This window comes from Pseudoalteromonas sp. MQS005 (genome assembly GCF_001661605.1).
Lineage (GTDB): Bacteria > Pseudomonadota > Gammaproteobacteria > Enterobacterales > Alteromonadaceae > Pseudoalteromonas > Pseudoalteromonas tetraodonis.
Map to the genome: position 1 here is coordinate 1 of NZ_LYRQ01000035.1, position 13378 is coordinate 13378.

Here is a 13378-nt window from a genome sequence, read left to right on the forward strand (position 1 = left end):
CCGGAGGCTCCGATTGATATCAAAAGGGTAGGACCGATAATTTAGATAGAAAGCCAAAATCAAATTCAGAAACAATCCAGCAACTGATTTGCCTGTAGGACTCGCTCATTATGAAACAGTCGCACCAGCGCGCCGTGTTTTTAAAACAAGTTGAGCCAACCAGTAAATTAGAAACTTATTAAAAATATCAATCTAAGCTCAAAAAACAAAACTGTCAAGTTGCATTGAGCTTATGTCGATATGAATAGTCATATTTAATCTACAGAGCAAGGACAAATTAGCGCCCCCTAACATTGTCAATCCAACTTAATTGCGTGATCTACGGAAATCAATAGAAGCAGATCGCTTTGAAGATGATTGTTGTAGTAAAAAGTTAGCTTGCCTTACTGAGAAGCACGATCCGAGTGACAATCAACTCGACGAATGGATGCTGGACACTGTGGTTGAGACACATGCCATTTTGCGGTTAAAAGCCCGTCCAACTTCAGGCGTTAATGTCCGCTCTATCAAGCAAAGCATACTTTCGCATGAGTACTATGATGCGGAGAGAAATTTCTGCTTTTCGCTCAAAGCGGTCCAATCATAAATTTGGCTCGTTAAAATTAGCTGTTGTTACTGGTCACAACAGCTAGTCAGAAAAACACACGATTCATTCATCTATCTGGCCAATCGCTCTTACCGGGATCATTAGCATGTTAGCTCTATGAAATTTTCTGGAGCTGACAATGAGAACCCCCTTGTTCCCTTGGTTCATCCTATGGGTGACCATCCCAATCATTATTTTCTTGCTATTCATCTTGCCCGCCCATGCCAGTGATGGGCAATTCTATCAGCGTGGTCAGGAAGGCTGGTTTTGGTATCAGGTCATTCCTGAACCTGAGCAGCCTGATGAGCTGATAGAGCCGGAAGCTGGTGTCGTGGAGTCCAGTCAGAGTGAGCTAAAGCCCTTCAGTGCCGCATGGTTCCGAGAGCATATGCAATCGTTTATGGACAAGGCAATTGATGAGCCTACGAATGAGAACGTCAGAGCCTATCTGTATCTTCAGCGCGTTATGATGGATAAGGGCTCACTATTTGCTGATGTTAGCCAGCAGGTGGTCATGGGCGATCCTGTTTTGGATGAAATCAGTCGCAGACCCTTGGCGACCTATGCTGCCAATCGGATGGATCGAGAAGCTGGTGCTCAACGGGATGTTGCTTTAGGTGAGATAGCAAAACGGGCTGGCTTGTTCTTCTTCTATCGTTCGGATTGCCCTTACTGCCATGCTCAAGCGCCAATTATTGAGTCCATGGCCTTGAACTACGGTTTCAAGGTGTTTGCTATTGCTGTCGATGGCTTGCCTTTACCTGGTGGAGAATTTCCAAACTACAAAGTCGATTCAGGACAAGCTCAATCCCTGTCCGTTACGACTGTTCCAGCTGTGTTCTTAGTAGACCCGCCTAATGTTATTACTCCAATTGGCCAAGGTGCAATGAGCCTTGATGAGCTCAATAATCGAATCATTCTAGCAGCCCATCAAGCCGGTTGGATTGACGATCAAACTTACTATGCAACCAGACCTGTTCAGCCCGGCGTGTCACTCGCGATGTCAGCCCAAGAGCTTAACGAGAAGATATTACAGGACCCTGAGTTCCTTGTTCGCTATCTGCGTGCACAAGGAGGGTTATAACGATGAAAAAAGTATTCCAAGTATCGCTAATCGCCTGTGCGATTGGTTTTTCTTCTATAAGCCAAGCAAGCTTGCAACAGGAGATGAACCAGTTATTTGGTTCAATGACCAACACCACTGCGCCTGGTGTATTCGAGAGTCAGCGGCGTGGCGTTATATCTGGCGGAAGTGTTGTTGTCCGTAACAGAATCATGAACGAGAACCTCGTCTCTATGGTGCCTCCATCATTCCAAGCAGGTTGTGGCGGCATTGATATGTTCGCTGGAAGTTTGTCATTTGTTAATGCTGATCAGTTTGTTCAATTACTTCGTTCTGTAGCGGCAAATGCCAAGGGGTACGCATTCCAATTGGCGCTCAGTGCTATGTGTGAGAAATGTTCCCAGCACATGGAGACTCTGCAAAAGAAAATCCAGCAGTTGAACGAGTATTTCGGCAATTCCTGTCAAATGGCTCAGGGAGTCGTGAACGATACCCTGGCTGCTTTTGGTAAAAAGGGGCAAACAGAAGCCAGCATGTTGAGCTCACTTAAAGGGGCTGGAGACATTTTTACCAGTTGGAGTGAGTCCAACGGTAAGAACCCTTATGAGAATGCTTCAAGTGTCGCGGCATCTGATGTGAACAAAACGATTAAAGGTAACTTGGTCTGGCGAGCACTGAAACGTCACTCGGCATCAAGCTGGTTTGCATCGGGGGATGACCGTTTTCTTGAAGCGGTTATGTCGGTGACTGGTTCGATCATCGTTGGTGATTTAGCGAATGCGGCTGATGGCCAAGGTAAAGCCCCGAAACTGACCAGACTGAATGGCAATAAAGTGACTATTGAGCATCTAATTCACGGCGGTAACGTCGCTATGTACCGATGTGACACAGTGACACAAGACGGCTGTCTGAATCCGACAATCACTAACGTGACCCTGACGGGGTTATCAACCCAAGTAGAAAATTTACTTCTTGGTACAGGTTCCAGTAACGGCATAATTTTTAAGTTTGCTAGAAATACAGGGGCTGCTAGCACCACCGAAAAGGCTTTTATGACATCGGCTCCTGCGAGCATTGGCGGCATGATTCGAACACTTTCTGCATTAAATGAAGGGGCCGCTAGGTCGTTTGCTTCACGAGCGGCACCATTTATTGCTGTTGAGATGGCGCGAGCATTGGTTGAAGACATGCTCAATGCAGCTAGAAGCACCTCCGGTGTGGAAGATCATGCCTATGCGAAGTTGTTAACTGAAGACCTTGAACGTGCACGTCGCCAAATCAATGAGGAGTACGCTGCGTTGCAGCGAAGATACGGCTCAGAGCAAGAATTGCTGGCGCATTTTAACCAGGTGATTCAGACCATTCGCAAACAGCGTTATTACACCGTTAAATCTACGGCGCTGGGGGAATAGGTCATGTGGGAAATCTATTCCATCGGGGATTCGGCTTTTTTAGAGCAGGTCCTGAACGCTGTCGCGATGATCACTGGTACAGGCGACTTTACTTCAATGGTTCGCATTGGCTTGCTCATTGGGGTATTGATGGTCTCTGTTCAGGCCTTAATGCAAGGTGGTCGTGGGATTAACTTTCAACACGTTTTAGTCTCATGGCTAGTCTTTGCAACCATGTTTGGGCCCAGTACCCGAGTGAGCATTGAGGATGCGTACACGGGACAAGTTCGAGTGGTTGATAATGTGCCCATCGGTGTTGCTGCCGCAGGTAGTACGATTTCGACTGTTGGCTTTCAAATCACGCGATTGTTTGAAACGGCGTTCTCAACTCCCGCCATGACGGAATACGGCTTTGCATCCAGTTTACAGTCACTGATTAAAGTGAGAAAACAGGTGATGGATCGCTCTGGGTTGGGTGATGCAAATCGTGTCGGTGGCTCAGATATCGAGCAATCGTGGTTTAACTACATCAAAGAATGCACCTTGATTGGCATCGACATCGGCCAAAAGAACCTAGATCAGGTGCTGAGTGATCCTAACCCGATGACTGCGATTAGGTTTGATTCGCGCATATATGGCACACGCATCATGCTCAGTGGTAGCAGTAGCGATCTGGACTGCACCGATGCCTATAGCCAACTGAAACTCATGACAGAATCAACCTTCATTCCAAGGCTTAAACAGGTTTTGTCAGCCTCATTGGGGACTTCGTCAGCAACGGATACTGATGACGTGATTCGAAATGCACTGAATAATCTTGGTTTGGCCTCGGTTAACACCCAAGAGTACATGACCGCGTCGGTGCTTTTGCCTATTTATGAGCAAAGCGTGACGGGCAAGTATATGGATGATCAAGCTTTCACCGCAGCCGTGATGGTTAACCAAGCGATTGAGCAGCGCAATACGCAATGGGCGGCGGAGCAGACCCTGTTCCAAAGTATCGTTCGTCCGATGATGACGTTTTTTGAGGGTTTCATTTACGCCATCACCCCATTGATGGCCTTTGTGATTGCCCTTGGCCAAATCGGGATGCGAATGGCCGGGAAGTACTTGTTAATCCTGCTTTGGATTCAACTTTGGATGCCTGTCATGGCCATCATTAACCTATATGTCCATTTAACTGTAGCTGGGAAAATGTCGGCTCTTGATGCCTTTGCAGGTACAGAAGTGCCATCTTTTGCTGGGATGATGCAGATGGATTCAGTGCTGCAAACCTGGATAGCTACTGGCGGCATGTTGGCGTCGAGTGTTCCGGCGATTTCGCTCATGCTCGTGTATGGCTCAGCAATAACCGCTACCCACTTGGCTGGACGTCTTCAAAACGGTGATGCAATTGATGAAAAGATGGCAAGTCCAGATGTCGCGAAAAATGCCCCGGTGATGCAATCACAGTCAATGTTCCAAAATTCAGCCCTTACGGGTTCTGCTATGACCGGCGCGTCAAACCTACTAAGCAGTTTCTCTGTCGGAAACGCAGTGGGTTCAATGGTCGGCTCGGCAAAAGAATCCATGACTCAGGCAACTCAAGCCTTTAGCCGTCAAGTTGGCAATACCATGAGCCGAACTTTTGGTGAAAAGCTAAGTTACGACAACCTTTCTTCGGTTGGACGTCAGATTGGTTCTTCTAATTCCGCATCTAGCGCCGTTGTTAATCAGGTCACTGATGACCTGCAAACACGGTATGGTTTCGGAGACGATAAAAAAGACGCTGTACGTGGCTTGGTATCGGGCGTGTTATCTGGCGGACTAAGGGTTGGTGGCGATGGAACCATTACTAATCCCGGTGAGAAAGAAGTTGCCGATAAGGGTTTTCTTGGGAGGCTTCTTGGAACGGGAGGCAATGATTCTCCACAAGGTAATTTGCCTGGAGTTGATAAGCCAGATTCATCTCGTGTACCAAAACTATCAAGGGTACGAGCTGGGTTGGATCTAGGTGGTAACTTTAGTGGCCAAGTTGAGTCGTCAGAAGGCAGTTCTCGGTCTACGACGGCAAATACGCTCACTGGGGAGATGGAAAGCTTGGCATCGAGTGATTCACGACGTGCTGAGTTTCGCGATGCGATGGTTAAGGACCTTTCAGATTCAAGACGCTCTGGCGTTGAGATGTCGTTGTCTAATCAAGACTATCAGTCACTTCAGAGTTCAGCACAAGACGTTATAACGGCATCAAACCGCTTTAGTGAGCTTGATCAGGCCAGCTACAGTCTATCAGGACAAAGGAACACGGATGGTGCGACGTTAACTCGATTAGCAGCGGATAATCCTGAAGTCATGGATTATTTAGGTCGCTATATGAACCAGCATGTTGAAGCAGGTAACCGATTACGTGAAAACCTTCCAATGTATCAGCGCTTGCTACCTGATGATAATCAGGCGTATGTGGCCGCAGCTATGGAGTCTTTAACCTATAGCAACTCCTCAACGCCCGCTGAACGAGACAATGATTATCAAGCAGCAATGACTGTTATGGCCATGGCTACCGGAGCCGATTTACGATCTATTCAACCGCGCTCTAATGAAGGCTTGTCATCAACAGCACCTACTTTTGGAGGCACTCAAAGCCAAGTGGAATCGGGTGTTCTGGGAGGCTATGAGGATGCTGCAACAGTTCAAACGCAGTTCAACTCAGCTCAATCAGCTTACCAAGCCAATCTGTCTGGTGTAGATGGACAGCTGAATGCGCATCAGCAACAAGCCCAGCAGGCCGTAGCTTCTGACACAAGTACCTATCAATCTGGACTAAACAGTGAAGCTGGCTCTCAGTGGCGATCTCGCATTATGGCTGATGATAGGGGAGTCTCTGGTGCTGAAATGTTCTTCAACAGCGCCAGTGCTATTGGTGATTTCAGTGGCAAGCATACTGATGCAGCATTGCATACCTTGAATCATTTTGGCGAAGACTATGAGAGTTACAAGGAGCAAGCCCTTGCAGAACCTGGCTCACGAGGTTTCTTGCACAATGCAACGGTGGCCAGCAAATCAACATGGGATGGGTTAAAAGCCGCCGTTGATGCCGGAACCTCTTTGGAGAACCCTTTGACGGCGTTTAATGATGCATACAGTGGATCGAGTTCGCAGTATGCCTCCGAAGTTAACTGGGGCACTAAGTCTGAAGCCATGTTGGCGGGGGCATTTGGTGCGGCAGTTAACAATCGGTATGGTGAGTTCTTAGAACAGTACGCCGATGATTTTAAACAGGAAGCATACAGCGAAGGGCAGAGAATGGGATTGACCCCGATTCAAAGTCAAGTGTTCGCTCAAGCTTTCAATGAAGGTTTGGCAGGGCGCGTATTCAACTCTGAAGACTCATCGAGTTGGTCGCCTGAAATGCTTGGTCTAAGGGAGCAAATGCTAAATGAGTATCGTCAAAAGGATGAGAGTGGCGCTTACATCCCTGACAGTGTGTCTGAAGAAGATAAAGCATTTGTGGATAAGCAGATAGCGGTGATCTCAAATGCTTCCCTTGCGGGAGATTATGCTCAGAACAACTTGATTGATATTAGGGCCTATAACCAGGCATCAGGAAGGAACTAGAAATAGAAGGTAGTCAGCGTGGTAGGCTGGCTACTTTTTTGGTTTTTTGGGATACCTTGGATAAAAGCCATCAAAAAACGAATGGAGCTTATACCAATACCATTTTTCTTCAATGCTCAAAGTTCTACCCGAATCTTTAACTTGGCTGCTCAAGAATCTAATTCCAGTACAAATAGCTAAGAAAAAGAGTCCCAATCCAACAATTGTCCAACTCGCTTGCCAATATGCGATTGCTACAAGCAGAGTGATGATGGCTATAAGTCCGATGGGATTACAGGTCGCTTTGAATCCCAAGTAGCTGAAAAAAACGATGGTGCAAATCAGAAATGGCAAAGCCGCTAACTTGGCAAATGCTGTTAATATTTCTGATGGAAAAAAATGAGCCGCAGCCAAAGTCGCCAGAAAAAGCCCCAGAGATATAAACCAGCAGCGTGCTGGTAAAGATTTAAGTAAGTTTGTCATCTTCTTAGTACTCTCAAAGTGCACGGGCGGTGCACAATCAAATCATGCATCAGCATGTTAGTTCTCAAAAAGTGCTCTAGTGGTTTGCTCGGCCATAATCTCACACACAGGACATTTAAGCTGAATGCGCTGTTGTGATACCGTCAAATACAGACTGCCGCACCGACACCGGTGTAAGGATGCAAGCTGTGATCTTAAATCACGAGCTAGAACCCAACCTTCATTGATGGTTAGTTTTTTCCATGGGATCTCAGCTGGAAGATCTGCTTCTTCTCTTGCAACCAAGTACGCATCGTAAGCCTTCATCAAAGCATCAATATTTAATTGCTTGTAGACATTGTCACCACCAATATTGACATAAAGCGCCATCAGCAGAGAGCCTTCAACTAAGGCTCTTCTACTTTTAACGATGGCATCAGATTCTGGCAATTGACCAGGACAAGGTGACTTGCCAGTCACTTCTTTGTGGAGCCTTCTGATAATGTGGATTGGCAAACCTGTATCGAGCGCGATGATGGTTGTTCGAAATCCGTATTTAATAAGCAGCGAGGCTCGGGTAAATAGCTCACTTTTGGACAGGTTATCAATCATGAATCCCCCTTGTTGTTTAGGGTTGATAATAAATAAGCGATTCTTGGGATACCTGTGCCTTTGCTCTTCACCATCTCAATCAGTTGGCTTTGGTTACCCCTTGGTTGAAACAGCATGAATGATGAGGTCGCCACTCGTTGCAGGTCGTCAACACCAGCATTAATCAGAGCATCAACCACGTCGCGTGTAAGTCCAAAGCGCAAGACGGCCTCTTGCGGATCAATTCGCGCCAATTCCCGTGCTGCGTGTAGGTATGCCAAATTTAATTGATAGAAGTCTTGTTGATTGGTTGTCATTGACGGACCTCCAGTTCATGTAAAATATTGCGATAAATAGAAAGCACTCTTTGCCCATACCAGCGTGCACGCTCTTCGTTCCAGCTGTGATAGCGGCCTATGCCAAGCTCTAAATCATTTGGTGAAGACTTAATTGCTTCGGCCAAAATACTTGAGCCGACCGTAAGGTTGGTGATGGGGTCTAGCAGTTCCGCTGCTGAGCTCACCCGATGCCCATACCAATGCAAATTGATTTGCATAAGGCCAATATCGAGCTGATATTTTTCAGTCTCTTGCAGTGCCTGGTTTAACAGTTGCTCTGCTTCTGTCTTAGATTTGGCGTAGGTTGCGTTTGAGCCATTGCGAATTGCGTATGGCCATGGACTGGTCATGTTGAGACCACGATGTGAGGCCGACTCAGCCAAGGCAACGGCGTAGAGCATGACTGGATCAATACCAACGCTTTGTGCTGCTTTTTCCCACTGATAGCCCGGAAACGCATAGACTGAAGTGCTTGCGGACATGGCTATCACTAGGGCAATGGTTTTTGCTTTAATCGTTTTCATTTTTGTCCTCTAATTGATTTCCGAGAAGCGCCTGAATGGCTTTCGGGCTTATTCTTTTTAAAGGCACTGCGCTAAAGTCGGCGATGCCTCTTGTATAAACTTGTGCTGCTTTTGACCAGTCGCCCACGGCAACCGGCGCTTGCATATCAAATCCTTTTTGCTGGTTCTGATGGTCTGCAATACCTTGTAATAGCCTTGGGTATTCACCCACTTCGTCCCGTAGCAAGTAAGCCTGGTAGCGTGTTAAAAACTCTTTTTGCTTAAAGGAGTATTCCCTATCATCTACCTTGCAGAGTTCAACCCATCCCCCCATGTCTGAAATAACGCGGTGGATAAGCGCATCGTCAAACATCACGGATGTCCAAGCGCCAACCTGACGAACAGCCTTGTCAACTTTGTTCCAAGCAATCATGGCTCTTGAACCCGAGTTGCCATCGATATGCTTGATGACGTCAGCGGGCTTTGGAAAAAATTGCCCAGTATCCGGTGATTGAATATGCCGAGTCAGACCGATTCGCACTTCTTCAATGCTATAAGCACGAAGGGCTTCAAATGCGATGGATAGCAATTGTGGTGATACGCTTTTGCCATACATGGCCCAAGCAGCTCCCCAAACTTCAGCAAACTCGCGTTTATCAACCTCCTGCACTTGAACGAACCTCCCGAATACCTGGTCCGGCCCAGCTTTCAGCAATGCGGCGATTGCTTTCTTCAATATTCAATTGGTGATTGCTGCCCTTTAGGCTCGTCGATGATTGCTGTACTTCATCAATGCGAACGTACTCGTCTTCCCATTGCCGGTTTAAAAGCCAGTTATGTGGCATAGGGGTCTTAGTCCGATCTTGATACTGTAATCGGTTGTCTCGTTGCTCTTTCCAGCGTGTTAGCACTTCCAAGGCGAGTTCATGGTCTTCATTGAGGCCCATGCGTAGCCATTCTTCTTTGGCTTTCGCTTTTTTTTCTTTGCGTATTTGTACATCCCAGAAGTCTTCAAACTGTATCTGGTCAACAGTTTTAACTGTTGGTTTATTGCTTCTCTCAGAGTCATCCGACCGTTGAGAGTCCCTTACCGGGTTGCCATCAGGCATAAACAATGATGAAAATTCTTCTGGTAGCCGAGCTTGAAAAGCGGCAAGAGATTTCAAAAGCGATGCCATACCAATGAAGTCGGCAGGTACATCTTTAAGCAACCGAAAGGCTGCCTTACCTTGGTTTGGGTTTTCGATTGGGTTGTGCTTCAGAAAGCTTCGAATCAAAGTCCAACCAGATGCCTCGCAACGAATCAGGAACTGATCTTGTTCTAACTCACTTAACGTCTTGGCAACCTGTTGCTCATCCCAGTTCAAGTCAGAAGCAACGTAACCAATCGGCAGTCGAAAGCAGCCAAGCAAATTACAATGCGGGCATGTAAGCAAATACAGTCCTAGCAACTTCGCTGAGTCACTCCAGGACAAAACATTTTGCTTTAGCCAAAAGCGGGTATAGACCTTGCCATAATCACGCATGGAGGAACTCGCTTTTGTGTTTACGTAAAATGCTGACCATTATTTGCCCTTAATCCTACTGGTTACTGGCTTTCAGCTCGCTTGGGCATTCGGGATAGATGTCCGGTCTTAACTGAGATCGGGTTACCTGTCCTTGCGTAGCTTGTTCGATGGGTAAAACGAATTCAGCGGGAACACGCCCTGATTTATTCAACCAAAACCAGACGTTTTGCTGTTTTGAGTTGATGGCTCTTGCTAATGCTGATTGCCCGCCGACCAAGTCAATGGCACGGCGGAGATGTTTTTGTGTCGTTTTGAACACTTCCATACCGTCTCCTGTTACAATAATAACTGTTACAAGATTGAATGTTACAGTTTAAACTGTAGATAAGTCAACAGTTAAAATTGTTGAAAGACTACAGTTTTATTTGTAGAATGCGGGCTTATGAAAACTTTATCCGAACGACTAAACCATGCCTTGCAGCTTACTGGGGTAACTCAGTCTGAGTTGGCTCGTCGCATTGGTATCAAACAGCAGTCGATCAGCCAGATTTGCTCTGGTAAATCGGCTAGGTCTCGTTACACCATGCAGATCGCGGAGGCGCTTCGCGTGAATGCTCATTGGCTCGCCACAGGTGATGGCGAGATTGGCTTGGGGGTCGGTAATGTAGAAGTCGGGCCTGATATTAAGGGAAGAATTCCTCTCATTAACTGGGTTCAGGCCGGTGATTGGACTGAAATAGCGGAGGGATTTGCCCATGAAGATGCTGAAGAGTGGCGTGAAGTCACTGGGAAAGCACATGAGGGTTGTTTCGCACTTCGCGTAAAAGGCGACAGTATGGAAAATCCAAGCGGGAAAAAATCCATACCTGAGGGGGCAGTGATCGTTGTTGATCCTGAGTTACCTTACTCTTCAGGTTCATTGGTTGTTGCGCGTTTGGATGATTCGAAAGAAGCAACCTTTAAGCAGTTGGTTATTGATGGTGAACAGAAGTATCTAAAACCTTTGAACCCGCAATACCCGGCAATACCGATCAACGGCAACTGCACCATCATCGGTGTAGTACGACAAGCTATCATCGATTTCTGGTAGTATGGCCCTAGTAAGTTTTGTCCTTGAACTCTGATTCTGAGCGAACCGGTTGTAGCTCAATGTTGGACTCCGGTTTTTAAATTTTTATTGATATGTGTGTAAATAAGCACTGATTGAAATTGCGGGTATGAATGCGGGTATGGTTACCATCGCTGTGATAAAATTTACAATTAAAACAATGAGGTAATGCCTGTATGCTACTTATGATCGATAACTATGACTCGTTCACCTATAACTTGGTACAGTATTTTCAGCGCTTAGATCAAGACGTGTTGGTAAAACGTAACGACCAAATAACGCTGAGTGAGATCAAACAGTTAAACCCAGATCATATTGTGATTTCTCCAGGACCTAAAAACCCGACTGAAGCGGGAGTGTCGTTATCTGTGGTAGAGCAGTTTAAAGGAGTTTATCCTATATTAGGTATTTGTTTGGGGCACCAAACCATTGCTCAAGTGCTAGGTGGTAAAGTAGTGCGAGCTAAACAGGTTATGCATGGAAAAACATCGCCTATTTATCATCAGCACCAAGGCATGTTTAAAGGCCTACCTAATCCACTTACGGTGTGCCGCTACCATTCATTAATTGTTGAAGCGCACTCATTGCCAAAGGAGTTAGAAGTAACAGCATGGACTCAAAGCATCGCTGGGCAGCGTGATGAAATTATGGGATTATTACATAACGAGCTCGCACTTGAAGGTGTGCAATTTCACCCTGAAGCGATTTTGACCGAGCAGGGCTTAGCTTTACTTGATAACTTTTTAACGCGCTTCTAGGCTTATACCTGCAAGCTATTTACTTTTTGCCCTAAGATAGAGCTTATGACCGACATATTGCAGCAACAGCGTATTGTTAATGTGCTAAACCAACGAGCGCATGATTTGCTACTGGGTCATAGTTTTGCCAATCAGCAAATTGGCTTTATTCATACCTTAGATCTTAATGACGGCAAACCCGTTAAAAAACGCACCTTATTAGAAGTAGAAGTAGCTGCGCAGCAAAAGCGCCAACAAAAAAGCTCTTCACATCAAAAGTTACAGGCTAAAACCAGTCAAAAACTCCATACCGTTATTGAAAGCGTGATTGCTAAACGTCTTGAAGACATCGATTTTGTGATTAAAGACACCATTGGCATAGAAGATAACGTGTGCGCCATACTCGATATACTGGCTACTCGCGCCGCCTCGGTTGGCCGTCTAGAGCCGCTAATTAACGATTTAAGTTGGTTGGGGCGAGAGCTGGTTACCTTAGTTAATTTACCTTTTTATCGTAAGCAACGCAGTAAAGGCACCTCAGTCAAAGTAGATACCCCAGCGTTGGCATTACGTTATTTGGGCTTAGACAACCTGCAACTGGTAGTGCCTACTTTTGCAGTGCGTCATTGGATGCCACATAGCACAGAACCATTCACGTTATTAAAACGCAGGTTAAAAGACAACACCATGTCGTGTGCCATTGCAGCGCAAACGCTTGCCCAGCTTAACGGGGTAAACCCAATGCATGCGTTTACATTGGGCATGTTACTGAATGTAGGGCAAATTGCTTTAGTGCGCTTATACCTAAAAGTGTTTGATCAGGTATGGCAGCGCAAAGTACTGCGTGCTCGTGAAGAAGGTGATAAAAACCTACACACCGCGCTATTAGAGCTAAAACCAGATCCGTTATTTTTAACAACACTGCTACACGAAAAATCACTGCTTGTCAGCGCCAAGGTCATAGAAACCATGTCGTTCAAATATTTGCCCTTTAACAGTGTTATGCAGCAGTTAGTGAATGGGGTTGAAAAGGGCGATAGTTTATTGCCATTATCGCAAGTGATTTTAAAGGCTCGCTGTTATTCTCAATATTTAAATTTAAAAGAGCACCAGCTGATTGAAGACGATGAATTACAAAGCTGGTTTAGCTATTATCAGTTCACTAAAAAAGAGTTAGATACCCTAAAAACAGGTAATTTTACTAATTTGGCACTTCAAATTGATTAAATCTGTTAATTTTTTTGCGACTATTCATTCACTTTAATTCTACTTATTCATGTGCAGTTGATTTATAAGCGCCATGCTTTTTTCGTTGTAGAGGCGCTCACTAAGGTAAATGCACATCATAATTAGCTCTCAAATAGTTATTCACTATCTATGAAATAATATCTTAAGCCCTTTATTTTAAAGGGGTACATGAAAGTTTTTGAAGAGACATCCCCCTAAATTTCTGAAATAATGAGCGCCTGAAAATTGAACCACAACGTAGTTTCAGGCAAATATACAGCTATTAATTTT

The 13378-nt window shown here is 45.6% G+C and carries 13 protein-coding genes; 6 read left to right on the plus strand and 7 right to left on the minus strand.

Translation table 11 applies throughout. The features are described 5' to 3' along the window. Positions 1 to 725 precede the first annotated feature (725 nt). From A9479_RS12750 to A9479_RS12760, 3 genes are read left to right on the plus strand one after another with little or no spacing between them, the layout of a single operon-like run. Complete coding sequence (locus A9479_RS12750) at positions 726 to 1670, plus strand: thioredoxin family protein (RefSeq protein WP_064663594.1); 945 nt, start codon at positions 726 to 728, stop codon at positions 1668 to 1670. A 2-nt stretch (positions 1671 to 1672) separates the two neighbouring features. Beyond that, positions 1673 to 3061, plus strand: coding sequence for a conjugal transfer protein TraH (locus A9479_RS12755; RefSeq protein WP_064663595.1), 1389 nt, complete (start codon positions 1673 to 1675; stop codon positions 3059 to 3061). Positions 3062 to 3064: 3 nt separating this feature from the next. Further along, positions 3065 to 6634, plus strand: coding sequence for a conjugal transfer protein TraG N-terminal domain-containing protein (locus A9479_RS12760; protein ID WP_064663596.1), 3570 nt, complete (start codon positions 3065 to 3067; stop codon positions 6632 to 6634). A 30-nt stretch (positions 6635 to 6664) separates the two neighbouring features. Here the strand turns inward: A9479_RS12760 and eexS are convergent, their stop codons facing one another. Genes eexS through A9479_RS12795 form a run of 7 tightly spaced genes read right to left on the minus strand, consistent with a single transcriptional unit; the run spans position 6665 to position 10340 of the window. Then, on the minus strand, positions 6665 to 7096 hold the full coding sequence (gene eexS, locus A9479_RS12765) for an entry exclusion protein EexS (protein WP_007105462.1): 432 nt from the start codon (positions 7094 to 7096) through the stop codon (positions 6665 to 6667). 57 nt (positions 7097 to 7153) lie between these two features. Beyond that, the gene (locus A9479_RS12770; protein ID WP_000566753.1) at positions 7154 to 7687 is read right to left on the minus strand and encodes a FlhC family transcriptional regulator; all 534 of its coding nucleotides are present in this window, start codon (positions 7685 to 7687) and stop codon (positions 7154 to 7156) included. Further along, positions 7684 to 7983 (minus strand): flagellar transcriptional regulator FlhD, encoded by a 300-nt coding sequence (locus A9479_RS12775; protein ID WP_008843241.1) that lies wholly within the window; start codon positions 7981 to 7983, stop codon positions 7684 to 7686. The genes A9479_RS12770 and A9479_RS12775 overlap by 4 nt, the downstream gene beginning before the upstream one ends. Then, a complete protein-coding gene (locus tag A9479_RS12780) occupies positions 7980 to 8528 on the minus strand; it encodes a lytic transglycosylase domain-containing protein (protein ID WP_064663597.1) in 549 nt (182 codons plus the stop codon). Before A9479_RS12780 ends, A9479_RS12775 begins: the two co-directional genes overlap by 4 nt. After that, entirely contained in the window at positions 8515 to 9177 is a 663-nt protein-coding gene (locus A9479_RS12785; protein WP_064663598.1) for a DUF6475 domain-containing protein, read from the minus strand. Before A9479_RS12785 ends, A9479_RS12780 begins: the two co-directional genes overlap by 14 nt. Next, complete coding sequence (locus A9479_RS12790; RefSeq protein ID WP_064663599.1) at positions 9164 to 10033, minus strand: hypothetical protein; 870 nt, start codon at positions 10031 to 10033, stop codon at positions 9164 to 9166. The genes A9479_RS12785 and A9479_RS12790 overlap by 14 nt, the downstream gene beginning before the upstream one ends. Before the next feature lie 55 nt (positions 10034 to 10088). After that, complete coding sequence (locus tag A9479_RS12795) at positions 10089 to 10340, minus strand: helix-turn-helix domain-containing protein (RefSeq protein WP_024015942.1); 252 nt, start codon at positions 10338 to 10340, stop codon at positions 10089 to 10091. A 117-nt stretch (positions 10341 to 10457) separates the two neighbouring features. Here A9479_RS12795 and A9479_RS12800 point away from each other — a divergent pair, with 117 nt between their 5' ends. From A9479_RS12800 to A9479_RS12810, 3 genes are all read left to right on the plus strand, one after another. Continuing rightward, positions 10458 to 11105 carry a LexA family transcriptional regulator gene (locus A9479_RS12800; RefSeq protein WP_000854920.1) on the plus strand — a complete coding sequence of 216 codons (648 nt, stop codon included), beginning with the start codon at positions 10458 to 10460 and terminating at the stop codon, positions 11103 to 11105. Positions 11106 to 11299: 194 nt separating this feature from the next. Continuing rightward, on the plus strand, positions 11300 to 11881 hold the full coding sequence (locus A9479_RS12805) for an aminodeoxychorismate/anthranilate synthase component II (RefSeq protein ID WP_013463824.1): 582 nt from the start codon (positions 11300 to 11302) through the stop codon (positions 11879 to 11881). Positions 11882 to 11926: 45 nt separating this feature from the next. Continuing rightward, positions 11927 to 13087: an HDOD domain-containing protein gene (locus tag A9479_RS12810; protein WP_016900057.1), complete on the plus strand. Its 1161-nt coding sequence runs from the start codon at positions 11927 to 11929 to the stop codon at positions 13085 to 13087. The last annotated feature ends 291 nt before the right edge of the window (positions 13088 to 13378 follow it).

Coding starts and splice junctions, on each gene's coding strand:
- eexS (WP_007105462.1), bottom strand. CDS start 7,096: ATGACAAACTTACTTAAATCTTTACCAGCACGCTGCTGGTTTATATCT.
- A9479_RS12775 (WP_008843241.1), bottom strand. CDS start 7,983: ATGACAACCAATCAACAAGACTTCTATCAATTAAATTTGGCATACCTA.
- A9479_RS12750 (WP_064663594.1), top strand. CDS start 726: ATGAGAACCCCCTTGTTCCCTTGGTTCATCCTATGGGTGACCATCCCA.
- A9479_RS12795 (WP_024015942.1), bottom strand. CDS start 10,340: ATGGAAGTGTTCAAAACGACACAAAAACATCTCCGCCGTGCCATTGAC.
- A9479_RS12770 (WP_000566753.1), bottom strand. CDS start 7,687: ATGATTGATAACCTGTCCAAAAGTGAGCTATTTACCCGAGCCTCGCTG.
- A9479_RS12810 (WP_016900057.1), top strand. CDS start 11,927: ATGACCGACATATTGCAGCAACAGCGTATTGTTAATGTGCTAAACCAA.
- A9479_RS12760 (WP_064663596.1), top strand. CDS start 3,065: ATGTGGGAAATCTATTCCATCGGGGATTCGGCTTTTTTAGAGCAGGTC.
- A9479_RS12780 (WP_064663597.1), bottom strand. CDS start 8,528: ATGAAAACGATTAAAGCAAAAACCATTGCCCTAGTGATAGCCATGTCC.
- A9479_RS12790 (WP_064663599.1), bottom strand. CDS start 10,033: ATGCGTGATTATGGCAAGGTCTATACCCGCTTTTGGCTAAAGCAAAAT.
- A9479_RS12805 (WP_013463824.1), top strand. CDS start 11,300: ATGCTACTTATGATCGATAACTATGACTCGTTCACCTATAACTTGGTA.
- A9479_RS12800 (WP_000854920.1), top strand. CDS start 10,458: ATGAAAACTTTATCCGAACGACTAAACCATGCCTTGCAGCTTACTGGG.
- A9479_RS12755 (WP_064663595.1), top strand. CDS start 1,673: ATGAAAAAAGTATTCCAAGTATCGCTAATCGCCTGTGCGATTGGTTTT.